Annotated in this window: 19 protein-coding genes; 4 read left to right on the forward strand and 15 right to left on the reverse strand. The window is 63.7% G+C overall.

The genetic code is table 11. The features are described 5' to 3' along the window. Positions 1-46: 46 nt before the first annotated feature. Complete coding sequence (locus tag RW095_RS30565) at positions 47-943, reverse strand: LysR family transcriptional regulator (protein WP_317022438.1); 897 nt, start codon at positions 941-943, stop codon at positions 47-49. A gap of 115 nt (positions 944-1058) precedes the next feature. Here RW095_RS30565 and RW095_RS30570 point away from each other — a divergent pair, with 115 nt between their 5' ends. Next, entirely contained in the window at positions 1059-1802 is a 744-nt protein-coding gene (locus RW095_RS30570) for an SDR family oxidoreductase (protein ID WP_317022439.1), read from the forward strand. Between the two features lie 135 nt (positions 1803-1937). Here the strand turns inward: RW095_RS30570 and RW095_RS30575 are convergent, their stop codons facing one another. From RW095_RS30575 to RW095_RS30585, 3 genes are all read right to left on the reverse strand, one after another. Continuing rightward, complete coding sequence (locus tag RW095_RS30575; protein WP_317022440.1) at positions 1938-2963, reverse strand: aldo/keto reductase; 1026 nt, start codon at positions 2961-2963, stop codon at positions 1938-1940. Between the two features lie 40 nt (positions 2964-3003). Next, the gene (locus RW095_RS30580) at positions 3004-4728 is read right to left on the reverse strand and encodes a tetratricopeptide repeat-containing glycosyltransferase family protein (protein ID WP_317022441.1); all 1725 of its coding nucleotides are present in this window, start codon (positions 4726-4728) and stop codon (positions 3004-3006) included. 68 nt (positions 4729-4796) lie between these two features. Continuing rightward, positions 4797-5357, reverse strand: coding sequence for a DUF4142 domain-containing protein (locus RW095_RS30585; RefSeq protein WP_317022442.1), 561 nt, complete (start codon positions 5355-5357; stop codon positions 4797-4799). Positions 5358-5670: 313 nt separating this feature from the next. On the opposite strand from RW095_RS30585, the gene RW095_RS30590 reads away from it, so the two are divergent. After that, a complete protein-coding gene (locus RW095_RS30590; protein ID WP_128589974.1) occupies positions 5671-6645 on the forward strand; it encodes a chemotaxis protein CheV in 975 nt (324 codons plus the stop codon). Positions 6646-6684: 39 nt separating this feature from the next. Here RW095_RS30590 and RW095_RS30595 read toward each other — a convergent pair whose 3' ends face one another. From RW095_RS30595 to RW095_RS30620, 6 genes are all read right to left on the reverse strand, one after another. Beyond that, entirely contained in the window at positions 6685-7773 is a 1089-nt protein-coding gene (locus RW095_RS30595) for an asparaginase (protein WP_317022443.1), read from the reverse strand. A gap of 122 nt (positions 7774-7895) precedes the next feature. After that, positions 7896-9143, reverse strand: a complete 1248-nt coding sequence (locus RW095_RS30600) for a metal-dependent hydrolase family protein (protein ID WP_317022444.1) — start codon at positions 9141-9143, stop codon at positions 7896-7898. Between the two features lie 73 nt (positions 9144-9216). Then, positions 9217-10518, reverse strand: a complete 1302-nt coding sequence (locus tag RW095_RS30605) for an MFS transporter (RefSeq protein WP_317022445.1) — start codon at positions 10516-10518, stop codon at positions 9217-9219. 163 nt (positions 10519-10681) lie between these two features. Next, complete coding sequence (locus RW095_RS30610; RefSeq protein ID WP_317022446.1) at positions 10682-11599, reverse strand: LysR substrate-binding domain-containing protein; 918 nt, start codon at positions 11597-11599, stop codon at positions 10682-10684. A gap of 88 nt (positions 11600-11687) precedes the next feature. Next, a complete protein-coding gene (locus RW095_RS30615) occupies positions 11688-12332 on the reverse strand; it encodes a pyridoxamine 5'-phosphate oxidase family protein (protein ID WP_317022447.1) in 645 nt (214 codons plus the stop codon). Positions 12333-12452: 120 nt separating this feature from the next. Further along, the gene (locus tag RW095_RS30620; protein WP_317022448.1) at positions 12453-13724 is read right to left on the reverse strand and encodes an MFS transporter; all 1272 of its coding nucleotides are present in this window, start codon (positions 13722-13724) and stop codon (positions 12453-12455) included. A 366-nt stretch (positions 13725-14090) separates the two neighbouring features. On the opposite strand from RW095_RS30620, the gene RW095_RS30625 reads away from it, so the two are divergent. Next, positions 14091-16151 carry a TonB-dependent siderophore receptor gene (locus tag RW095_RS30625; protein WP_394365225.1) on the forward strand — a complete coding sequence of 687 codons (2061 nt, stop codon included), beginning with the start codon at positions 14091-14093 and terminating at the stop codon, positions 16149-16151. Between the two features lie 127 nt (positions 16152-16278). On the opposite strand, the gene RW095_RS30630 is transcribed toward RW095_RS30625, so the two are convergent. Next, on the reverse strand, positions 16279-16914 hold the full coding sequence (locus tag RW095_RS30630) for an iron chelate uptake ABC transporter family permease subunit (RefSeq protein ID WP_317022449.1): 636 nt from the start codon (positions 16912-16914) through the stop codon (positions 16279-16281). 88 nt (positions 16915-17002) lie between these two features. On the opposite strand from RW095_RS30630, the gene RW095_RS30635 reads away from it, so the two are divergent. Beyond that, positions 17003-17518, forward strand: coding sequence for a BLUF domain-containing protein (locus RW095_RS30635; protein ID WP_317022450.1), 516 nt, complete (start codon positions 17003-17005; stop codon positions 17516-17518). 53 nt (positions 17519-17571) lie between these two features. Here RW095_RS30635 and RW095_RS30640 read toward each other — a convergent pair whose 3' ends face one another. From RW095_RS30640 to RW095_RS30655, 4 genes are all read right to left on the reverse strand, one after another. Next, positions 17572-19224 (reverse strand): D-alanyl-D-alanine carboxypeptidase/D-alanyl-D-alanine-endopeptidase, encoded by a 1653-nt coding sequence (locus RW095_RS30640; protein WP_394365209.1) that lies wholly within the window; start codon positions 19222-19224, stop codon positions 17572-17574. Positions 19225-19536: 312 nt separating this feature from the next. Further along, positions 19537-21012, reverse strand: coding sequence for an efflux transporter outer membrane subunit (locus RW095_RS30645; RefSeq protein WP_317022451.1), 1476 nt, complete (start codon positions 21010-21012; stop codon positions 19537-19539). 16 nt (positions 21013-21028) lie between these two features. Further along, the gene (locus RW095_RS30650; protein ID WP_394365210.1) at positions 21029-22621 is read right to left on the reverse strand and encodes an MDR family MFS transporter; all 1593 of its coding nucleotides are present in this window, start codon (positions 22619-22621) and stop codon (positions 21029-21031) included. Further along, entirely contained in the window at positions 22614-23756 is a 1143-nt protein-coding gene (locus RW095_RS30655; RefSeq protein WP_317022453.1) for an HlyD family secretion protein, read from the reverse strand. The genes RW095_RS30650 and RW095_RS30655 overlap by 8 nt, the downstream gene beginning before the upstream one ends. Between the last annotated feature and the right edge of the window lie 37 nt (positions 23757-23793).

Consider the following 23793-nt stretch of genomic DNA (forward strand, 5'->3'; position numbering starts at 1 on the left):
CGATGTGCGGCGCACATCATCCCACGAGACCCGCGCCGGCGCGCGCTTACGCCGTGCCCGCCGCCTCGAAGATATCGCGCAGCCACGTCGCAAACACGCGCACCCGCGACGACAGTTGCCGACTCTGCGGATACAGCACGGACACCGGCATCGGCGGCGGCGGAAAATCCGCGAGAATGATCTTCAGACGCCCGCTTGCGAGTTCATCCGACACCCGATAGCGCGGCACCTGGACGATGCCGAGCCCCGCCACCGCCGAGCCCGTATGGAGTTCGACGCCCGTCACCGACACCGCGCCGGGCAATAGCATCGGCGTATTGCGGCCCTCGATGTCGAACTCGAGCGGCACCGGCTTGCCCGTTGCGCTCGACACGTAGTTGACCGCGCGGTGTGTGGCGAGCACCGACGGATCGGCGGGCTCCCCATACTTCTCCAGATAGGCCGGGCTGGCCACCGTCACTTGCTGCAGTTGCGCGACGCGCCGCCCGACCATCGACGAATCCTGCAGCGTGCCGGCCCGCAGCACGCAGTCGATGCCCTCGCGCACCAGGTCGACCAGGCGGTCGTCTTCGCCGATTGTCAGTTCGATATCGGGGTAGCGTGCAAGGAACGCCGGCAGCGTCGGCACGACGAAGTGCCGTGCAAGCGTGCCTTGCAGATTCACGCGCAACAGGCCTTTCGGCGCCAGGTTCGAGAACGAGCCCTCGGCCTCTTCCATATCGGCGATCAGCCGCACACAGCGGCCGTAATACGCCTGCCCGTCGGGCGTCAGGCGAACCGTTCGCGTGGTGCGCTCCAGCAGTCGCGCGCGGAGCCGCTCCTCCATGCGCTTGATGAGGTTCGTGACAGTGGCGCGCGGTATCTGCAAGTCGTCGGACGCACGCGTGAAGCTTTGCCGCTCGGCGACCCGCACGAACACCCGCATTTCTTCGAAACGGTCCATATAGCCGAGATTGTTAAAGAGAATCGAATGATGATAGCGAGTTTAACCCGATTATATCGAAGCGCAAAGCGTCCATCATTCACCCACCAACCCAATACCGAAAAGGAAACGCACCATGAACACGATCAGAAACGCACAAGTCGCTATCGTTACCGGGGCATCGCGCGGCATTGGCGCCGCCATTGCGCGACGGCTCTCGACCGATGGTCTTGCGGTCGTCGTCAACTACGCGTCCAGTTCCAGCGAGGCCGACGCGCTCGTCGCCGAACTCAACGCGGCCGGTGGGCGGGCGGTCGCCGTGAAGGCCGATGTGTCGAAGGCTGCGGACGTGCGCCGCATGTTCGAAACCGCCGAGCAGCAACTGGGCAAAGTGGACGTGCTGATCAACAACGCAGGCGTGATCAAGCCGACGCCGCTCGCAGACACGAGCGACGAGTTGTACGACCGCACGTTCGACATCAACGTGCGGGGCACCTTTAATACGTTGCGCGAAGCGGCGGGCCGCATGAACGACGGTGGACGCATCATCAACTTTTCGAGCACGACCGTCGCGCTGAACATGCCCGGCTACGCGATCTACAGCGGGAGCAAGGCAGCGGTGGAAACGTTCACGCACGTGTTCGCGAAGGAATTGCGCGGGCGCAACATCACCGTGAACGCGGTGGCGCCGGGACCGGTTGCGACTGCGCTGTTCTTCGACGGCAAGACCGACGAGCAGATTCAACACTTTGCAAAGATGCCGCCGCTGGAGCGCCTCGGGCAACCGGAAGACATTGCGTCTGTGGTGGCGTTCCTCGTGAGCCGGGAAGCCGGGTGGGTCAACGGCCAGGTGCTGCGGGCGAACGGCGGATTGGCTTGAGGTGGGCCGGGCGCGGCTCCAGCGGCCTGAAGCGGCTCAGACCAGCGGCCTGAACGGATTTGCGGCGCGCGTTAGTCCGGGCACTCGTAACGAGCCGCCGAACTAACGCGCTAGAACGCGCAGCGAACGGTCCGCCTAAACCGCTTTCGGATTGCGCTCGGCGAATCCTTCCTGATGCCAGTACGGATAAGCCGGCCGCACGGCGCTCGCCGCATCGAGCCGTGCAACCTGCTCCGGCGTCAGGTTCCAGCCGATCGCGCCCAGGTTCTGCCGCAACTGCTCTTCATTGCGTGCGCCGATCAGCACCGTCGACACCGTCGGACGCTGCAACAGCCAGTTCAGCGCGATCTGCGGCACGGTCTTGCCGGTTTCCACGGCGATCTCGTCGATTGCGTCGAGCACGCGGTACAAGTACTCGTCCGGCACTGGCGGCCCCATGTCGGCGGTCTTATGCAAACGGCTCGTATCGGGCAACGGCTGACCGCGCTTGATCTTGCCGGTCAGACGTCCCCAGCCGAGCGGGCTCCACACCACGGCGCCCACGCCCTGATCGACGCCGAGCGGCATCAGTTCCCACTCGTAATCGCGCCCCACGAGCGAGTAGTACGTCTGGTTCGCGACATAACGCGGATAGCCATAGCGGTCCGCCGTGTCCAGCGACTTCATCAGATGCCAGCCGGAAAAGTTCGACACACCCGTGTAGCGGATCTTGCCTGCGCGCACCAGGTCGTCGAGCGTGGACAGCACTTCCGCGACCGGCGTTCTGGCGTCGAAACCATGCAACTGGAAGAGGTCGATGTAATCGGTTTGCAAGCGCTTGAGCGCTGCGTCCACTGCCTGAATCAGATGAAAGCGCGATGAGCCGACGTTGTTCGGACCGTCGTCGAAACGGAAGGTCGCCTTGGTCGAGATGATCGCCTTGTCGCGCTTGCCCTTCAGTGCTTCGCCGAGCACCGACTCGGAAGCGCCGCGCGAATAGATGTCGGCAGTGTCGAACATCGTCACGCCCGCATCGAGGCAGATGTCGATCAGACGCCGTGCTTCATCGACGTCGGTCGAGCCCCACGCCTGAAAAAAATCGCCCTTGCCGCCGAACGTGCCCGTGCCGAAACTCAGCACCGGCACCTTGAAACCGGATGCACCCAGATGTCTGTATTCCATTGATGAATCTCCGTGGCATAGCCGTCGTTTAAACGGAGGTTCAGTCTACGCCGGTCCGCGCGAGCGCGTGGTCGGCGAGCGCTGCGCGCACGGTTTCCATCACGCTGTCCCAATCGCCCAGCGAGGGTTGCCTGAAGAGCCTTGCGCGCGGATACCAGGGCGCGTCGCTGCGTTCGAGCATCCAGCGCCAGCAGGTGTCGAAGCGGTTCAGGATCCACACCGGCTTGTCGAGTGCGCCGGCGAGATGCGCGGTGGACGTGTCGACGGAAATGACCAGATCCAGGTTCGCGACGAGCGCTGCAGTGTCGGCGAAATCGTGCAGCTCGCCGGTGTGGTCCACGACATGCGCGGCCCATTCGCTCGCAGACAATTGTTGCGCCGCCGGTCCTTTTTGCAGACTGAAGAACTGCACGTTGGGCACATCGAGAAGCGGCGCGAAGCGCGCGAATGTGAGCGAACGGCGCGCGTCGTTCTTGCGAAGCTCCGCCACGTGCGGGCGGCTTCCGCCGGCCCACACGAGGCCGACCTTGAGGCGGCCTTGTGCGTCGGCGTCGACACGCTCACCCCATGCGCGCGCCGCAGCGGGCTCCGCAAAAAGATAAGGTGTGGACGATGGAATGGTGCCGGGCGACGTGCCGAGCGCGAGCGGCAAGCTCAACAGAGGACAGTGGCAATCGAACGGCGGCAGCGGCTCGCCGGCTTCGACGATCTGATCGGCGCCGTCGAGCGTGGACATTAGCCGTCGCAACTCGGGCTGCACTTCGAGTATGACCTTCGCGCCAAGCTTCGCCACCATTCCCGCATAGCGGCAGAACTGCAGCGTGTCGCCAAGCCCCTGCTCGGCGTGCAACAGAATCGTCTTGCCCGCGAGCGAGAAGTCGCCGAGCCAAAGCGGTTGCGCCATGACGCGCCGGCTCGCCTTGATACGGCTACGCTCCCAGCGCCATTCATACTTCCGCCAGCCCGCTTCGAGCTGCCCCAGTTGCAGCAGACACAGCGCTTCGTTCCAATGGGTCTCGGCGGCCTCGGGATCGAGCGCGAGCGCGCGCTGATAGCTGGCAAGCGCCTGCGCATGGCGGCCCTGATCGATCTGCGTAAGGCCGAGGTTGTTCCATGCGTCGACGAAGCCCGGCGCAAGTTCAAGCGCGCGCTGGTAGCTGCGCTCGGCTTCCTGCGGCTCGTTCATGTCGGACAGCGCATTGCCGCGATTGCTCCATGCTTCGGCGTAACCCGGCTGCAACGCTAGCGCGCGATCGCAGCTAGCCAGTGCATCTTCAGGACGGCCCAGATCGCGCAGCACGCATGCGCGGTTGTTCCAGGCCTGTGCGAAATCGGCGGCAAGCGCGATCGCCCGGTCGAAACTCGCCAGCGCGTCGAGCGGCTGATCGAGGCCCGCCTGCGCGTTGCCGCGATTGTTCAGCGCGTCGGGAAATTGCGGCTGCAAGGCGAGCGCGCGGTTGGCACTGGCCAACGCTTCATCGAAACGATGCAGCGCGTTTAGCGCGTACGCCAGATTGGAATGAACCGCGGCCTGTTTGGAATTGACCGCAAGCGCCTTGGAGAGCAGATCGACGCCCTCTTCGATGCGGCCGCCCTGCAACGCCAACGCGCCCAGCAGTTGCAGCGCGTCGACATGACGAGGCTTGAGTTCGAGAATCTCGCGATAGAGTTCCTGCGCCTCGGCGAATGCGCCGTTCTGTTGAAGCGCGACGGCTTGCCTAAGCATATGGTCCAGCTGTTGCGCCAGATTGGCAGGTTTCTTCATGCGATGAATCCGGAAAAAACGCGTGCCGCGCCGCTTTTCCTCCAGCGAGGCGGCACGCGTGCAGTGCTTTACTGGGCCGCCGCCGACAGATGCTTGCGTTTGGCCAGTTCCTGCGCCATCGCGTAATGCTCCTGAATGGTCGGTAGCGCCTTTTTCGCCGCATCCTTCAACTGCGGATCGCGGCCCGAAGCGATTTCGGCCTGGAACGCCGACAGCGCCTTCCGCTCGCCGGCGAGCGCGACCTGCTCGATATAAGCCTTGTCGAACTCGGCGCCACGCAGATTGTTGATGCTCGCGAGCATGGCCGTGTCAGGGTCGTTCTTCGGCACGTCGACGCCGCGCGGGCTCGCCGCGCGAAGCGCGTCCGAGATCTTAGCGTTATCGGTCGAGACGCGCTCGGCGAATGCCTTGACGTCGCGGTCCGTGGAACGCGAGTTGGCGATGCGCGCGGCATCGCGTTGGGTGGCGACGGCCTTGGTGCCGTCGGCGATGAACGTCTGGTCGGCGGCATGCAGACGGCCCGCGTCCGGCGCGGCGGCCGGCGCCGTCTGGGCGCTGGCTGCCGTGGCGACGGCCAGCAGGCTCGCCATAGCGGCGCTGACGATAGTGGCGAGAGGCAAGCGGATCATACGTTCTCCTTGGATTGAAAGCGAAACGGCAACGAAGCGCGGCGCCGCGCGGCACCGCCGTTCATCGCGGGGAGATTCTAGAAGCGGGACCCAGCGCCGTGTGATACGACGCTGTGGCTTGTGTAACCTTAGGTAACCTTCACACGAATGACGCCGTCTCGTGAATGAGATGGAGCGGCCCACCCAGGGATTGCCAGCAGAAATCCGGCAAAGCGCTGAATTTTTCGGCAACTGCGCCGATAACAAAAAGTAAGAGGCGCGTCGGCATCGATCCACGCGAGCGCGCCACGCACCGCAATCCTGGAGAGATTCGATGGCAGCAGATAACCGCGCGCACGACGAACGCAGCAACCTGACGAGTTCCAACAAATTCGAACTGCTGCTGTATCGGCTGGGCTCCGTCCCCGGCAGTGACGCGCATGAGCTTTACGGCATCAACGTGTTCAAGGTCCGGGAAATTTCGACGATGCCTCCGGTCACGCCGATCGCCGGTTCGTCTCCGTTCGTGATGGGCGCCGTCGACATTCGCGGGCAGATCATTCCCGTGATCGACTTGCCGCGGCTGATGGGCTGCGAGCCCACGCGCGGCCTGAATATCCTGCTCGTCACCGAATTCGCGCGCTCCACCCAGGCGTTCGCGGTCGAGGAAGTGGACGACATCGTGCGCCTCGAGTGGAATCAGGTGCTCTCCGCGGAAGGCGCGGCAGGCGGCAATCTGGTGACGAGCATTGCGCGGATCGACGGCAATACGGGCGATTCGCGGCTCGCGCAGGTGATCGACGTCGAGCAGGTGTTGCGCGACGTGTTCCCCTCGCAGCATCCGAGCGTGGACCCGACCTCCGTGGGCGACGCACTCGGCATTCGCCCGGGCGCGAAGATTCTTGCCGCCGACGACTCCGGCTTCGCCCGCAAGCTGATCGAGCAGGCATTGACCGCGATCGGCGCCGAATACGTGATGACCAAGACCGGCGAAGAGGCGTGGCAGACCTTGCAGCAAGTCGCCGACGAAGCACAGAGCAACGGCGCGCGCGTCAAGGACAGCATCGCGCTCGTCCTGACCGACCTTGAAATGCCCGAGATGGACGGCTTCATGCTGACTCGCCAGATCAAGGCCGACGAGCGGACCCGCGACATTCCGGTGATCATCCATTCGTCATTGACCGGCGCAGCCAACGAGGCGCATGTGAAGAACGCCGGCGCAAACGGCTATGTCGCGAAGTTTCAGGCCAGTGAACTGGCGAGCGCGATACGTAGCGCGTTGATGTCCGCCGCAGAAGCCGCGGCCTGACGAAATCGCGTGAGCGCCGGGCGCTGCCCGGCACGCGTCCTATCGGGACGCGGCGAGCGCAACGGAGAAGACCCGCCGGCTCGTTGCGACGCCCATGGTGTTGAGCATCCTGGGCGCATGGAAAGAGTCGAGCTTCGCGCGCTGTTCGGCGGTCCCAATGTCGAGTAGCGCCAGCACTTCGGCAACCACCGCGTACAGCACGCCGACATTGCCGTCCTCGATTTTCACGGCGATGCCGAGCGCGCCTTGTACGCCCGCTTTGGCCGTGTGCGCGGCAGTCTGACTTGATGCGCGCACGCCGATCCCATAACTGCCGTCTGCACCGAGCTTGCCGACGAGCGCGCCGTCGAACGCGTTCATCAACATCGTGCAGAAGCGGCCCTCGCCCCCGACCAGCTCCGGATAAGCCGTCATCGCGCGATAGATGCGCGCGAGCGCCGCTGTCCGCGCAGTGGGCGCTGCCACGGACGACGAGACCTCGTCCTGCGCGGCGGCCAGCTTCGCAAATAGGCGTGCGAGACGATCGAGCGGAAACGCCGGCGTGGGCAGATTGCAACCATCAGTGGCCCATTGCACGCCGTCGTCCGGTAGATCGCAGACGTCGGCGACCGTGTGCTTCACGCGGATCTGCAACGGATGCTCGGGCTGTTCATAACCGCTCAGCGCCGCGCCGATCGAACGCGCGCCGGCGAGCATGCCCGCATGCTTGCCCGAACAATTGCTGCATACGGCGCCCGGTTTGAAATCGCGCTTGATCCAGTCGACATACACCGCATCGGACAGCGGCGGGTGCCCACCGCAGCGCAGGTCGGTTTCGCTCGCCTGCACTTTGGCGAGCATCTGTCGCGCACGTTCGATATGACGCGGCTCGCTGCTATGCGAGGCGCACATCAGCGCGAGGTCCGCTTCGTCGAAACCGAAGCGCTCGAGCGCCCCCGTTTCGAGCACGGCCAGCGCTTGCGCGGGCTTGGCGGCGGAGCGCGCCAGCGTCACGCGCGACGGGTCGCCGAACGAATACAACAGGCGGCCATTCGAATCGACGACCGCAACATGCGCGCGGTGCGTGTTTTCTACCGAACCGCCGCGATAGACGGTCGCCGCAATCGGCCCGGCCGTGTGCAAAGTCATGCCCGTTCTCCTCGTGATCGCGCAAGTGGTTGCGCTGGCAATCAAGCGTTGTGCGCCACGATTCTACGTAACGAGCGCACGGGCATCAATTGCACGGATCGGGCAGACATCGGCACGCTGCCTCAGCGCGAGACGACCACGCCGCGCTCGCTCACTACTTCACCGCGCTGCAACACATACGCGAGACGCTCGCCCTGCCCGGTCAGCGCGCCGATATCGTCGAGCGGATTGCCGTCGACCACCAGTACATCGGCGATTGCGCCCGCGTCGATCGCGCCGAGCTTGCCCTTCTGCGCAACGATCTCAGCGGCGATCGTGGTTGCCGAGCGCAGCGCTTCGAGATTGCCGAGCACTTCCGCGCGAATGCGCAGCTCGTCGCTCTGGAACGTGTGCATTTCGCCGAGCAGGTCGGAGCCGAAACCCATCGGCACGCCGGCGTTCGCGTAGATCTGCAGCGAATCGCGTCCTGCTTGACGGACCGTTTCGACCTTCGCGATGGAATCGGGCGGCAACCCGTAGTCGGCACCGTGCTTCGCGAGCGCGTCGTAGGTGACGAGCGTCGGCACGACGAACGCGCCGTGCTCGTGCATCAGTTTCGCGGCGGCTTCGTCGACGAGATTGCCGTGCTCGATAGTCCGCACGCCGCAGCGAATCGCCCGCGAAATCGCGCGGCCGGTGTACGCATGCGCCATCACATAGGTGTTCGCTGCTTGCGCTTCGGCGACGATCGCGCGGATCTCGTCCTCGGAATACTGCGTGTTGCCGATCGGATCGGTTGGCGATGCCACGCCGCCCGAGGCCATGATCTTGATCTGCGTCGCGCCCTTCTGGATTTCTTCTCGCACGGCGAGACGCACGGCATCCACGCCGTCGACCACGCGTGCAATTGCGCCGGCCCGGAAACAGCACGAGCACGGCTCCAGCATATCGCCCCGCGGACGGAAATCGCCGTGGCCGCCCGTCTGCGAAAGCGCCTTGCCCGACGGAAAAATGCGCGGCCCCGGAATCAGGCCGTTTTCGAGTGCCTGCGTCAAACCCCAATCCGCGCCGCCCGCATCGCGCACGGTCGTGAAGCCGCGGCCTAGCATCGCCTTGAGGATCGGCAGCGCGCGGATCGCTGTGAGGATGTTCGGCTGCGTTGCGTTCGTACCGAGGTTCGCACGCGAAGCGAGCACGTGTACGTGACAATCGATCAAACCGGGCATCACCGTCTTGCCGCGCGCGTCGATCACGCGTGCGTTCGGCAGATCGACGGGAAGATCGGTGACTTCGACGATATGGCCGTCTTCGATCACGACATGGTGATGTTCGAGCAGAATGCCCTGCTTCAGATCGAGTACGTTGCCGCCATTGATTACCGTAATGCTCATGGAGATAGTCCTGACTTGCTGACTTGATGAGAATTCCGTGCGGCCGCAAGCGCACCGCACGCGCTACCCGGATTCAGTGCCGCTGCGGATCGCGCACGAAGAACGTGCCCGTCAGACTGATTGCGGCGGCGATCATCACGTAGAACGCGGGTGCCATATTGCTGCCGGTCGACGCAATCAGCCATGTAATGAAGAACGGTGCGAAGCCGCCGAAAATCGTCACGGCGAAGTTGTAGGCGACCGACAGTCCCGTTGACAGCACCTTGGTCGGAAACAGCTCGGAGAAGGCCGCGAGAATGGGGCCGGTGTATGCGGCGATCAGCAGACCGAACACGCCTTGAAAAACTATCAGCGAAGCAAGGCCCGGCGCCCGGTTGATGTAGGCGAACATCGGCCACGCCAGCAGGAGAATCAGCGCGGCAGCGCCCGACAGAAAACGGCGGCGCCCATAGCCGTCGGCGAGTTTGCCGACCACCGGAGCAAAACACATGATCATCGAGCCGCCGAACATGCCCGCGAGAAATCCGGTGGATTGCGGCAGATGCAACGTGCGGACCGAATACGTCGGCATGTAGAACAGCAGCACGTAGGTGCAAACGGTCCACAGAATCACCATCGAAAAGCTCGCGAAGGTTTCGCGCGGGAAGCGCCGGAACACCTCGGCGAGCGGTGAATCCTGCTTCGCTTCTTCGGCCACTGCGCTGAAGGCGGGCGTTTCGTCCATGCGGCTGCGAATGAAATAGCCGACAGGTCCGATCAGAATGCCGATCAGGAACGGCATTCTCCAGCCCCACGAATGAAGCGCTTCGGTGCTCAGACTGCTGGTCACGAACGTGCCGACCGCTGCGCCCAATAACACCGCAAAGCCGATGCTCGACTGAATCCAGCTCGAGTAGTACGCGCGCTTGTCAGCGGGTGCGTACTCGGTGAGGAACGCCGTCGCGCTGCCCATCTCGCCGCCCGCCGAAAAACCTTGCAGCAATCGCGCGATCACGATCAGCACGGGCGCCCACAGGCCGATCTGCTCATAAGTCGGCGCGATGCCGATGAGCGCCGTGCCGCCCGCCATCAGCAGAATGGTCAGCGACAGGGCGGCCTTGCGCCCGACCTTGTCGGCATACACGCCGAGCACGATGCCGCCCACCGGACGCATGAAAAAGCCGACGCCGAACGTGGCGACGGCAAGCAGGAGCGAGCTCAGGTCATTGCCGGTCGGAAAGAACAGCTTCGCGATAATGACCGCGAAAAAGCTGTAGACGGTGAAGTCGAACCATTCGAGTCCGTTGCCGAGCACGGTCGCGATAATGGCGTGCCGCCGCTGACGCGCGAGCGTGTCCACGGAGAGCGGGACGTTGGATGAAAGCGTTCCTTGCATGGTCTCTTTCCTCATCTGGCTGCCTGTCAGGCAAAGTGTCGGCAATGCGCCACGCCGTCGTCGCGGCGCTTTCGCATGCATAACGCCGATCGTAGAGAGACCTGAATTGTTTTCGAAACGAAAGATTCGCATGCACGCATGCGTGCAGCGCATGCGAACCCATTCAGGCCGCCGCCCTGCCCGTCTGCGCTTCAGCCTGCTCGAAGAGCCACCGCGTGAACACGCGCGCGGCCTGGTTCTGTGAGCGGTCGTTCGGCGACACCACGTAATAGCCGCCGCCGTGACTTGCGGATGCGTGCGTAGCGCGCACCAGCAGCCCTTCTTCGAGACATCGGTCGATCATGTGCCGCCAGCCGAGCACCACGCCCTGGCCGAGAATCGCCATTTGCACGAGCTGCGGATAGTGATTGACCATGACTGCCTGCGGTGCGGCAGGCATTTGCACGCCGTTGATGCGAAACCATTCCGGCCACGACATCCATTGACGCTGGCCGTCTTCCTGAATCAGCAGTGTTTCCTGCGCAAGATCGGCGGGCTCCAGCACGCGGCCGGCGAGATAGGCGGGCGAGCAAACCGGGTACACCTCCTCGTCGAAAATGCGGCGGGCGGTGTAATGCGGCTCGGCATGCTGGCGTATGTAGTACAGGCCCACGTCGAATTCGGCGGGCGACATCGAGGCGAGTCCGTCGCGCACGATCATTCTGATTTTCACGTTCGGGTAAGCGGCACGAAACGCACCGAGCCGCGGTGTCAACCACAACACCGCGACGCCCGACGAACACGCGATCGTCAACTCCTGGTCGCCGTAACGTTTCATGACGTCGAGCGTCGCTTCGGAACAGTTCGCGAGCAGCCATTGGACGCGCTTTGCGTAACCCTCGCCGGCGATGGTCAGACGCAACGCGCGATGCTCGCGCACGAACAGCGACCGGCCGAGAAATTCCTCGAGTTGCTGGATTTGCCGGCTGACCGCGCTTTGCGTCAGATGCAATTCCGCGGCGGCCTTGGTGAAGCTTGCATGCCGCACGGCCGATTCGAACGCGACCAGACATTGGAGCGGTGGTAAGGGAGCAATGCGCATGATGAAATGAGCCGAGTCGCGATCGCACCATGATAGCGGGTGCCGCTCGGGCTCAGATCACCCTCAGATCACCACCCGCCATCCGCTATCAAGCGCCAGACGCACCTGAAAGGCGCTTGAGTTCCGCCACTTGCGCTTCCAGTTCCTTGATGCGCTCGTCGCGCTCCTCCAACGCGGCAGCCACGTCCGCAGCCTCGAAACGCTGCGGAATATGCTTAGGGCAATTGACGTCCCACGCATGCACGCTCATCACGACCACGCGTTCTCCGCGTGCCTTGTAACCCTGCGGCATCAGCTTCGCGAGCAGCGCGGGATCGTCGTCGATCACGCGCGCCTCGCCCCATATCTTGATGCGCCGGCGATGCGCATAGTCGACGAGAAAGAGATGCGCTTTCGGGTTGTCCGCCAGATTGCCCGCCGTAAGGTACTGACGATTGCCCGCGAAGTCGGCGAAGGCAATGGTGTGGTCGTCGAGCATGTGCAGGAAACCCGCAGGACCGCCGCGATGCTGGATGTACGGCTGACCTTGCGCGCTTGCGGTCGCGAAGAACACACTGGTCTGCTGCTCGATGAAACGGGCGACGTCCGGCGTCAGGCGCGTTTGCCAGCCGTGCTCTTCTTCCATGCGCGCATACGCGTCGCGCGAACCGTTGCGGCTTTGCAATGCCTTGACGGTGGGCGTGAAAGCAATGTCGCTCGGATAAGTGTGCGGTTGCGACTCGAGGCGTGTCATGAAGCGGCTCCTTCGCGGGCTGTCCCGCAGGTGACGCGTCAACCTTAACCGTTAAAGCCTTTCTGGAGAACCCGGCCGGATCGAGAACCGGGTTTCCATCAATTGAGAATAGCGCGCCGCTCAGGTGCTCGGCACCAGTTCCTCTTCGCGTTCGAGCGAACGCGTGTTCCTCAGTTCCGGGAAGAGCTTCATCCACAGCAAGGCAACCGTGATCGTTGCGATGCCGCCTACCAGTACAGCCGTTCGCGCGCCCCACCAGCCGGCCGTCACGCCGGATTCGAATTCGCCCAATTGATTCGACGTCCCAATGAAAAGCGAGTTGACGGCGCTCACGCGTCCGAGCATTTCATCCGGCGTGCGAAGCTGCACGAGCGACAGACGCACGACCACGCTGATGGTGTCGGACGCGCCCAGGGCCATCAACGCAAGCAGCGAAACGATGAACTGATGCGACATGCCGAACACGAGCGTGGCGATGCCGAACGCGATCACGCCGCCGAACATGGCCGCGCCGGGCCGGTTGCGCAGCGGGAAATGCGCCAGCCAGATGGTCCCGGCGAGCGCGCCGATGGCCGTGCCCGAGCGCAACAGGCCGAGCCCGAGCGGCCCCGTATGCAGAACGTCCCGCGCGAACACCGGCAGCAACGCGGTAGCGCCGCCGAATAGCACCGCGAACAGATCGAGCGACAGCGCGCCCAGTATGACCGGCTCCTTGCGAATGAACGCAATGCCGGAGAACACCGATTCGAGCGTGACAGGCGCGCGGCTCGCCGGCTTCGCGCGTAGCGGAATGCTCCACACGGCTGTGGCTGCGGCAGCGAACGACAGCATGCATGCGAGATAAGCGGCGCCCGGCCCGATGCCGTAAAGCAGGCCGCCGAGCGCGGGACCGGCGATCTGCGCGGTCTGGTTCGCAGAAGTGGCCCATGCCGTCGCTTTCGGCAACTGCGCGCGCGGCACGACGCCCGGCAGCAGCGAAGCAACGGCCGGCGATTCGAACGCGCGCGCCGCGCCCACGCATGCGGCCAGCGCATAGATGACCGGGGCGCTGATCCATCCGCCAAAGGTGCCGCACGCGAACAGCAATGCGGCGACGCTTTCGAGGCTCTGGCAGATGGCCGCGATGCGCCGACGATCGTAGCGGTCCGCAAAATGGCCGACCACGAGCGTGAGCAGGAACATCGGCAGGAATTGCGCGAGACCGACGAGGCCGAGCGCGAAGGCGCTGTGCGTCAGCGCATAGATGTGCCAACCCATCGCGACCGCGAGCATCTGGAAGGACAGCGACGAAAGAATGCGCGTGCACCAGAAGCGTTGAAACGCCGGTTGCTTCGGCAGGCTGACGGTCGGGGAATCGTTGGATTCTTTGGAATCGGCGGGGACTGGAGGCATCGAGGTCGCAGTGTCTGATTGGGCTGGGCGCGGGCGGCAGCTAGTTTAGAGCAAGCATGCTGGCTTTGCTGGCGCGTGCCTTCGACGCCGCCGCGCAAGCAAGGCCGGCCCATTGGCCCTTCCACCGTTGTCTTGACGTTTTCATGCTTTTCATTTGATAACAATTCTCATTTACATTATCCTCTCGCATCCTTAATAAAAACTGACGCCGCCGGGCATTCTCGACCGCTTCGGTGCGGGCGTGCCGCGTCGGCCGGACCATCCATGCGCTTCGTAAAAACTTCCGCACCACCCGGCCGCTATCGCCGTTCCGGCATCGGCCTGCCTCTTTCGATGTTGATGTACATGGCGGCCGCGCCCGCCGCGATGGCCGCCGCTTCCTCCGACGCCGCGAGCGCCCAGCCCACCGCTTCGACCGAATTGCCGGCGGTCGCCGTGCAAGGCACAGCGCTCGCTGATCCGACCGTCGGTTATCGTCCGCGCACGAGCGAAACGGCGAGCGGCATCGCGACAAAGATCGGCGACATCCCGCAGTCCGTCGCGGTGGTCAGTTCGAGCGTGATGCAGGACCAGCAGGCCCGCACACTCGACGACGTACTAAGTAACGTAAGCGGGATCACGCAGACCAACACGCTTGGCGGCACGCGCGACGCGTTCATCAAACGCGGCTTCGGCTCGAACGACGACGGCTCGATCCTCGTCGACGGAATCCGCTCGCCGGTCCCGCACAACTATCTGGCGACGATTGACCGCGTCGAAGTTCTCAAAGGCCCCGCCTCGCTGCTCTACGGCATTCAGGAACCGGGCGGCGTGATCAACCTGATCACGCGCAAACCGGAAGACACATTCCACGGCTCGGTGTCGGCTAACTATACGAGCCACCACGGCAGCGGCACGGGCTTCGACCTGACCGGGCCCATCGGCCAGCCGGGACAGGTCGCGGGCGGTACGCTTGCCTTTCGCCTGACCGGCGAGTACAACACGGCGCGCTACTGGCGCAGCTTCGGACGTCAGCGCGATTCGCTGATCGCACCGTCGCTGTCATGGCACGACGCCAATACGTCGATCGACGTGAGCTACCAGTACGTCGATTACACGACGCCCTTCGACCGAGGCACCGTGCTCGTCAACGGCCATCTCGACGATGCGTTGCGCTACACGCGCTACGAGGAACCTTGGGCGCAAAGCTCGGGCGAGCAGGAAACGCTACGGGCCAAGATCGAACATCGCTTCTCCGACGAATGGCGCGTGCGCGCGACTTACGGATGGAGCCGCGACCGCTACGACCAGTACATTACGCGCGCGACGGCGTTCAACAGCAGGACCGGCATCATGAGCCGCTCGTCGGATGCGAACCTGCAGCGCAACGACTCGGACGAGATCGCGACCGTGGGCGCGATCGGCGATCTGAATCTCGCGGGCATGCGTCACGAGCTGTATGTGGGCGGCGAGTACGAACGCCAGCGCAGCTTTCGCGGCGACACGATTCGCGGCAAGGCAGTGTCCGGCTTCGATCTGTACGAACCCGTCTATGGAACGCTGTCTCCGGGCGGCACGCCGAGCGCGACGCAAAGCGACAGCTTGTCGAAGGTCCACACCTACTCGGTCGTCACGCAGGACACCGTTCATCTGACCGACAGGCTGATCGCTGTCGGCGGCGTGCGCTGGGAGAACTGGCAGCAACTGTCGGGCATGGGCCGTCCGTTCGTGATCGCCGATCACTCGCATGGACAGGTATGGCTTCCGCAATTCGGCCTTGCGTACCGGCTGACGCCGGCGCTTTCCGCGTATGCCAACTTCAGCAAGTCGTTCGTGCCGAACGTCGCCACGCAAGTGAACGAGCCGCTCGCGCCGGAGCGTGGGCGCGTCTTCGAGACGGGCCTGAAATTCGACGCGCACGGTATCACCGGCACGCTTGCGGTTTATCAGATCGACAAGCAGAACGTCGCGGTAACCGTCGGCGATACGACCGAGACAGTGGGCAGCGCCAGGTCGCGCGGGATCGAACTCGACGTTGCCGGACGGCTCACGCAGCACGTGAGCGTGATCGGCAGCTATGCGTATACGAACGCGACGGACCGCGACGACGGCACGCGTCTCGCGAACGCGGCACGTCATACGGGCAGTCTCTTCGCCGTCTACGACACGATGCTGCCGTACCTGCCGGGGCAATGGCGCTTTGGCGGCGGCGCACGGCTCGTGAGCAAGCGGCCGGGCGATACGGCGAACAGCTTCACGCTGCCGGGATATGTGGTTGCGGACCTGTTTGCCGCGTACGACACGAAGATCGGCAAGATTCCCACGCATGTGCAACTGAACGTGAAGAACGTGTTCGACAAGACGTACTACCCGTCGAGCAACAGCAATCTGATCATCGCCGTCGGCGAGTCGCGGCTCGTGATGCTGAATACGACGTTTTCGTTCTAAGGCGGCATTCGTCGCGATTCACGAGGCCGCACAATGGCGTGCGGCCGGCGTGCAAAAAGTCAGGGAGTCATCGGCTCCCTGACTTCTTCCCGGTTTTCGTCGGGATCGGCCCGACCGAACCGATGCATCAACGACGCAACAGCCACATCAGATATGGCCCGCCCAGAAGCGTCGCAATCACGCCGGCCGGCATCTGTTGCGGGAAGATCATGTTGCGCCCGAGCCAGTCCGACAGCACCATCAGCAAGGCGCCAATGAGCGCCGCGACGAGCATCTGCGAACGTGCGCGCGGAAAGCCGAGCAGCCGCGCGAGATGCGGCGCCATCAAGCCGACGAACGACATCGGGCCGATCACGACCGTCGCTCCCGCCGTGAGCATCGCGGCGACCGCGAGCAGCAGCAGCCGCGCGCGCTGTGCGCCGACGCCGAGCGCATTCGCGACGTTGGCGCCGAGCGGCAGAATCTCCAGCCAACGCGCGCCGGGATACGCGACGAGCACGGCGGCGACCGTGCACACGCCGACGGCGACAGCGGTCGCGGGCACGATCAGGTAGGTCGAACCGTACTGCAGCGGACGCAGCAGGGGGCGCGCATCGGTGTGAAGATCTCGACAGCGATTGAACCTACCGCCCTGCTTCACCAGCAACTCAGCGAAACGCGACAGCAAGTGCAATTCCTCAGCAAGCTTTGAAGCACGCGACGCGATCGGCGCCTGCACGATTCGGACAAACGCATAACGTATGCCGTCAATTTCCGCCCGCATGGGCGCAGCCGGCTAATGTTGGTCGATCTTGGACAGCCGGCCCTGTACTAAAGTGGGAAACGCGCAATGTCTTTGCAGAGGTCTCGCTATGTTCTCAGACGAATCCGGACGTCTCGAAACGCGGGACAAGGACGAGACGTTATTCGGCGCGGTATATATCAGCAATGTCGCGTCGGGCGTAGGCATATCGGACGTGGAAGCTATTGTGTCGGTGTCTCGCGTTCTCAATCGCGCCGATGCGCTGACCGGCTTTCTCGTGCACGCGGGCCGCAATTTTGTCCAGTACCTCGAAGGCGATCCGGTGGCAGTGAGGGAATGCCTGCGCCGCATCGGCAACGACAGCCGTCACTACGACATGAGGATCGTCGCAATCGGTTCGCTGGAGAACAGGCATTTTGCCGAGTGGTCGATGGGATATTTCACCGGCGACATTCACGGCTCCGAGCGCATTGAGAATGTGCTGACGAGCTGGTCAGGTACGGATCGCTCGCTTCTCGAGGAAGTCTGGCGCATCACCCAGGCTGCGAAAACGTTGCCGGAAGTGAGCGAATCGCATCTCGTAGCAGGCCGGTTCGACGTTCTGCTGCGGCGCGGCGCGAAATGAACGGCGCCTGCTTTACGCCTGGCATTGTCTGTTCGAAGTACTGACAAGCTCCGTCATTGCATTTTCCATAGCATGGCAGCGATCGTGCCCTCGTCCTGGAACGCGGTCAGCACGTCAGGAATGCCCGTGATCGGCACATTGTTGACCGTCAGGAAGAATACGATGCGGCGGCCGCTCTTTGCGTAGATATAGCCGGCGAGCGCCTGCCCTTTCAGGAGCGGCATGCCCGGCGCGGCCGGATTTTCGGCGACGTACGTGCCCGTCTTCGCGTGCACCTGGCCTTTCGCTCCCGCTAATGTCGAGTCGGCTTCGAAGTTTGTGATGGTGGCGAGCGATCCGTCCACGCCGAGCACCGGCATCGAATCGAAGTACGGCACAAACGCAGGCTTCACGCTCATACCGCGCAGCATCGCGATGACGGCTTTGCCGTTGGCCGTGGTCTCGCCCCCGCCGCTGCCGTCGATGAAACGATATTGGGCCGGCGAAATGTTGAACGCGGTGGACAGCTCGCTCTGTTCCGCCGCAAGCGAACCGGCCATGGTGGTCGATCCGTTGTGCGCGAGGCCGAACTGCATCAGCGTCACGTCAGCGCCAATGTTGTAGCTGATTTTATTGACGTATCGGACGTGCTGCGCATACGGCGCCGATGTCAGTTGCGCCACCTGTTGCGCGCTCGAATACGAGCCCTTCGCGGGCAGCAACTGCACAGGATTCACCGCGACAGGCGCAGCCGTTACCGTCACGCCCGAGCGCGCGAGTGCTTCGATAAAGATCGTGCGCGCGTAGTTCGAAGGCTCGCTCACGCGGAACGTGCGGATCAGCGGATACGCGTTGGTCAGAATGGGCACGTAAGCCGCCGGCACGGTCCCGCTGACAATGCCCACACAATTAGCCGCGCCGATGCACTGCGGCGGCTCGGGTCGGAGCCCGATGGCGAGCGTCGACGTCGCGCTGCCGGTCTTCAGCGTCGATTGCACGGAGAACGCCGCCGACTTCGGCCGCCAGTCGAATGGAACGGCGGCGCCTTCCGCGCTCTGCGAAAGAGTGACGTCGACGAGGTCGTCATTGACGAAGATCGGCCGCACGTCGAATTCACCGCGGAAATTAAACGGCTCGAAAAGACGGTCGTCGATCACGACATTGCCATTGACCGCAGTGATGCCGGCGGCCGCTACCTGCGCCGCCAGCGCGTTGTATCCCGCGAGCGGGTCCGGCGCCGACAGCACTGCATTGCCGAGCGAGTTCGCTTCGTTGTGGTCGAAGTCGGTGAGCGCTATCGTTCCATCGGGATTGGCGCGCCCGCCCATCGTCAGATCGCCGCTCGCAACCAGGATCAGATTGCCGTTGAGCGTGCCGTTCGGCGCGACAGTGCCCTGCCGATAGACTGGCGTGACGAACTTGTGTTGTGCGCCGAGAGCGTTGAGCGCGTTGCCGGTCGAGAAGACTTTACGCACCGAGGCAATGAACATCTGCGAGTTGGAGTCGAGGTCGTAGATGACTTGCCCGGACTCGAGATCGACCACCAGCATCGACCAGCTCGCACTTTTATAGGCGGGCTTTTGCATCACCTGCATGATGGACGCAGGCACAGCCGTATTCGACTCGATAGACCCGCCGCACGAGGCCAGCAAAAATGCACCCGCAATCACGGCGCAGCGTTTGGACGCTCCACGGATTGTCCCCATTGTTGCGATCGTCGCGTTCATCGCAGGTCTCCAGATTCGATTTGTCTTTGCGAACTGAATGGCTCGGATCAACGCATTGCGCGCCGATGACGACGATTGTTCGCGCCGACAGACCCAAGACCCTGCCCACTATATTCCGCCGATAGCAGGCGCATTCGTCTTTTTGCAGCCAAAATCCAGAAAGCCGGCCCGGTCCGGCGTGAGGCGCTGCCGCTCGCGCGCGAACTGGGAAGCCAGGCAGCGCATCGCCCAACAGTGACGCACCGCAATAAAGACTCGTGCTTTGCGCCACTATGAAAGCCCCGCACCAACCAGGCGAGTCGCGCGGCCGCGCTACCCCTGCGGCGCTCGCCACCCAATGCCAAGGCTCTTCTGCAAAGACACGAAGTCCTTCAGCAACTCGGCTTGCCCTGCCACGACATTCTGCTGCGCGCTGAATTCCTGGCGCTGCGTGTCGAGCAAATCGATCAACGTCGCGACACCCGCCGAGTAGCGCTGCCGCATCAGCGTGGCTGAGTGGGTCGCGGACGCCTCCACTTTCAGCAACGTCACGACATGCTCACGCTGATGCCCATAACGCGATAACGAAGAGTTCGCGTCCTGTAGCGCGCCGAGCACCGTCTTCGTGTAACGAGCCTCGGCTTCGTCTCGCGACGCCTCCGCTGCGTGTACGCTGCCGAGCGTGCGACCAAAATCGAATGCGTTCCATTGCAGATACGGTGCAGTAATCCAGCTGAAGTTGCTCTTGCGTATGAGATGGCCCGGATCGCTCGCGCTGAAGCCGATATCGCCGAACAACGTCACTTTCGGGAAAAAATCCGCCACGTGTTCGCCGATTTGCGCGTTGCTCGATGCAAGGCGCCGCTCCGCGGCTCGAATGTCCGGACGCCGCTGCAACATCGTGGAGGGATCGCCAATGGGCACCGTCTCAGGCATAGCCGGCAGCGGCCGGGCGGGCGCCAGTTGCTGATCCAGCGCGCCGGGTGCGCGCCCGGTCAACACCGCGAGGCGGTCGAGCGAATCGCTCATTTGCGCGTCGAGCGGAATCAGCGTCGAACGCGTGTTTTCGACCTGCGTGGTTAGACGTTCGACATCGATATCCGCAGCCGTGCCGCGCTCACGCCGCTGCTGCGTCAGCGCCAACATTTTTTGTTCGGTGTCCGCCTGGCGCCGCGCGAGTTCAAGCCGCGTCTGCTGGTCGCGCAGATCGATGTACGTTTGCGCCACTTCCGCGGCAAGCGACACCTGGGTGTCGGCGAGATCCGCGTCGACAGCTTCAGTATTGGCCGATGCCGCTTCGATCGCGCGCCGCGTGCCGCCGAACAGGTCGATTTCCCATGTGGCGTCGAAACCCGCCGTGTAAAGCTGCAGCGGCCCCCTTCCCGACGACGCCGAACTGCTACCGGACGAGCCTGCCGAATTGAGTGCGGTCAGATCGGGTTCGCGCATGCGCAGCGCAGCCGCGTTGGCCGAAACCTTCGGCAGAGCGTCTGCGCGCTGCGACTGCAGCTGCGCGCGCGACTCGCGCAGGCGCGCCTGCGCAATATGCACGTCCGGGCTATGTGCGAGCGCGGCGGCGATCAGATCGTTCAGTTGCGGGTCGTTCAGTGCGCGCCACCATTCACGAGGCGCCGGCGTCGCGGTCGTGCCGGCCGTAGGCGTGCGCACGAACGCGGCGCCGCGAGCATCCTCCGCGAGCGGCGGCGCACCGTGATAGTCGGGACCGACTGTGCAGCCCGGCAAGACGGAGAACGAAGATAGAAGCGCCGCGGCGGCCAGGGCGAAACTCGAGGGACGGTCGAACATCATGTGAGATCAGAAAACATTAGTGTCCGGCGGACGGAGGCGCCGGCGCGTTCCTGCGGGGCGTCTTCAGAAGCAACGCAAGCGGAATGCAGGCGACGAGCGCGATGGCGAGCAGATAGAAAGTTTCCGAATAGGTCATCACGATCGCCTGCTGCTGGATCTGCACGCCGAGCTGCCCGAGCGCGCGCATCCGCGAGTACGCCATGTCCCCGGTATGGGTGAACCAGTTCGCCGCATTGGCCGCAATGCTGTCCTGACCGATCAGTGAATTCGCGCTGACCGATTCACGCATCATTGCCGTATGAAACGTCGTGCGCCGGTCGATCACGGTGCCGATGATCGCAAGACCGATCGACCCGCCGAGATTGCGTGCCATGTTGTAGAGCCCCGCGGCGTCGCCGGAATCTTCACGCGACACGGCAGCCATGGACGCCTGATTGAGCGGCATCATCGCAAGCATCTGTGCGGTGCCGCGTATCAGTTGCGACCAGACGAAATCGTGCCCGACGCTTTGCGCGGTCAGGCTGATGTCGAGCATGCAACTGATCGCATACAACACGAGCCCGGTGATGACCAGAAGACGGAAATCGAATTTGCCAAGCAGGCGCGGCAGCACCGGCATGATCAGAAAAGCCGGCAGCCCCGAGAGCAGCATGATCGCGCCGGACTGCTCCGCGTTATAGCCCGCGACCACGCCAAGAAACTGCGGCAGCAGATACGACACGCCATAGAGCGCGGCGCCGACCGCCGACACGATCACGATCACGCTCGCATAGTTAGGATTGCGCATCAGACCGAGGCGCACGATCGGCTTCTTTGCCGTCATTTGCGAAGCTGCGATCAGGATCATGCCCAGAACCGATACACAGGTGAGCGCGACGATTGTCGACGACTCGAACCAGCGCTCACGCTGCCCTTCCTCCAGCACCACCGTGAGCGAACTGAGCCCGATCGCGAGCCCGACGATGCCGAGCCAGTCCGCCTTGAAAAAAGCGTCCCAGTGCGGCTTGTCCGACGGCAGGCCGACGATCAGCAGGGTCATCAGCGCAAGGCAGATCGGCAGGTTCATGAAGAAGCACCAGCTCCAGCTGACGTTCTCCGCGAGCCAGCCGCCGACCACCGGACCCAGCAGCGGCCCGAGCAGCACGATCAGGCCGAACATCGTCATGCCTACCGGCAACTGCGAAAGCGGCAGCCGCGTGCGGATGATGGTCTGAGCAGTGGGAATCAGCGCGCCGCCGGTGAAGCCCTGGCCGATGCGGCCGGCGGTCATCATGGGCAGCGTGTGCGACCAGCCGCACATCATCGAAAATGCAATGAAGAGCGCTGAGTTGGTGAGCAGGAAGTTGCGCAGGCCGAAGACGCGCGTGAGCCACGCCGCGAGCGGAATCATTACGATCTCGGACATCAGGTAGCCGGTGGAAATCCACGTGCCCTCCGTTCCCGTCGCGCCGATTTCGCCCTGGATTTGCGGCAGCGCGGAGTTGGTGATGGAGATGTCGAGCGTCGCCATCAATGCGCCGAGCGCGCCGGCGGCGACGGCGATCCAGTCGCCGACGCTAGCCCGCTCTTCACCGTGCGATGCGGCAGGCGCCGCAGTCGAGTCAGCCACGATGGTTCTCGGCATCGATGCGTGCATCGCGCTCACGCGCAGACCGCGTGTCGACATCGGCCGTCACGGACAGGCCGGGCAACAACACGCTGCGCGTCTCCGCCCCCGTGTCGATACGAATCCGCACGGGCACACGCTGCACGATCTTCGTGAAGTTGCCGGTCGCATTCTCCGGCGGCAGCAATGCGAACTGTGAGCCGGTGCCCGGCGAAAAACTGTCGATCACACCATGCAGCGTATGGCCGGGCAACGCGTCGACATGCATTTCCACGGGCTGGCCGACGCGCATCCGGCCCACCTGCGTTTCCTTGAAATTGGCCAGCAAATAGGTGCTTTGTACGGGAACGACCGTCAGCATCCGCGTGCCCGGTTGCACGTATTGACCGACGCGCACGGTGCGGTCCCCGACCTTGCCGCCCAGCGCGCTGCGCACCACCGTGTTCTCGAGATCGAGCCGCGATTGTTGTGCGCTTGCCTCGGCGGCTTCGAGTTGCGCGCGCGCCTGTGCGAGCTGCGCGGTGGCAGAACCGATCTGCGAACGTGCGGCGTCGACCGCGGCTGCGTTTGCGGCAAGCGTGGCATTCGCCTGATCGCGCGTGCTGGTCAGCTCGGCCATGCGTTCACTGCTTTCAGCGCCGGTCGCGATGAGCGGAGCGTAACGCCGCACTTCGTCGCTCGCATGCTGTGCACTCACGCGAGCCACCCGCTCTTGCGCCTGTGCCTGCGCAATGTTGGACTGCTGCTGTTTGATCTCGGCTTGTGCGCGTTCTATGTCCGCCTTGCGTGCGTCGATGGTGGCAAGCGCCTGGTCGAGCGCAACCTGGTACTGGCGCACGTCGAGATGCACGAGCGGGTCTCCCGGCTTCACCATCTGATTGTCCGCGACATAAACTTCCGTCACATAGCCGGACACCTTGGGAGCGACCGTGACGCTGTCGGCCTGCAGATAGGCGTCGTCGGTGCTTTCGATAAAGCGGCCCACGGTCCACCAGCGCGCGAGCCAGAGACCTCCGGCAAGCAGCGCGACGATGCCGAGCGCGATCAATACCGTGCGCCTGCTGGGACGGCGCGTGCCTGAAGGCTGCGACTCTTCAGCGGGTCGGGGACGGGAGGGGGAACCTGCGGTCGTTGACATCTCAATGGTCCAATTATTTCCAGTTGGCAGAATTATT

Origin of the sequence: Paraburkholderia kirstenboschensis, assembly GCF_032806925.1 — a bacterium.
Lineage (GTDB): Bacteria > Pseudomonadota > Gammaproteobacteria > Burkholderiales > Burkholderiaceae > Paraburkholderia > Paraburkholderia kirstenboschensis.

Coding starts and splice junctions, on each gene's coding strand:
- RW095_RS30565 (WP_317022438.1), bottom strand. CDS start 943: ATGGACCGTTTCGAAGAAATGCGGGTGTTCGTGCGGGTCGCCGAGCGG.
- RW095_RS30570 (WP_317022439.1), top strand. CDS start 1,059: ATGAACACGATCAGAAACGCACAAGTCGCTATCGTTACCGGGGCATCG.
- RW095_RS30575 (WP_317022440.1), bottom strand. CDS start 2,963: ATGGAATACAGACATCTGGGTGCATCCGGTTTCAAGGTGCCGGTGCTG.
- RW095_RS30580 (WP_317022441.1), bottom strand. CDS start 4,728: ATGAAGAAACCTGCCAATCTGGCGCAACAGCTGGACCATATGCTTAGG.
- RW095_RS30585 (WP_317022442.1), bottom strand. CDS start 5,357: ATGATCCGCTTGCCTCTCGCCACTATCGTCAGCGCCGCTATGGCGAGC.
- RW095_RS30590 (WP_128589974.1), top strand. CDS start 5,671: ATGGCAGCAGATAACCGCGCGCACGACGAACGCAGCAACCTGACGAGT.
- RW095_RS30595 (WP_317022443.1), bottom strand. CDS start 7,773: ATGACTTTGCACACGGCCGGGCCGATTGCGGCGACCGTCTATCGCGGC.
- RW095_RS30600 (WP_317022444.1), bottom strand. CDS start 9,143: ATGAGCATTACGGTAATCAATGGCGGCAACGTACTCGATCTGAAGCAG.
- RW095_RS30605 (WP_317022445.1), bottom strand. CDS start 10,518: ATGCAAGGAACGCTTTCATCCAACGTCCCGCTCTCCGTGGACACGCTC.
- RW095_RS30610 (WP_317022446.1), bottom strand. CDS start 11,599: ATGCGCATTGCTCCCTTACCACCGCTCCAATGTCTGGTCGCGTTCGAA.
- RW095_RS30615 (WP_317022447.1), bottom strand. CDS start 12,332: ATGACACGCCTCGAGTCGCAACCGCACACTTATCCGAGCGACATTGCT.
- RW095_RS30620 (WP_317022448.1), bottom strand. CDS start 13,724: ATGCCTCCAGTCCCCGCCGATTCCAAAGAATCCAACGATTCCCCGACC.
- RW095_RS30625 (WP_394365225.1), top strand. CDS start 14,091: ATGGCCGCCGCTTCCTCCGACGCCGCGAGCGCCCAGCCCACCGCTTCG.
- RW095_RS30630 (WP_317022449.1), bottom strand. CDS start 16,914: ATGCGGGCGGAAATTGACGGCATACGTTATGCGTTTGTCCGAATCGTG.
- RW095_RS30635 (WP_317022450.1), top strand. CDS start 17,003: ATGTTCTCAGACGAATCCGGACGTCTCGAAACGCGGGACAAGGACGAG.
- RW095_RS30640 (WP_394365209.1), bottom strand. CDS start 19,224: ATGAACGCGACGATCGCAACAATGGGGACAATCCGTGGAGCGTCCAAA.
- RW095_RS30645 (WP_317022451.1), bottom strand. CDS start 21,012: ATGATGTTCGACCGTCCCTCGAGTTTCGCCCTGGCCGCCGCGGCGCTT.
- RW095_RS30655 (WP_317022453.1), bottom strand. CDS start 23,756: ATGTCAACGACCGCAGGTTCCCCCTCCCGTCCCCGACCCGCTGAAGAG.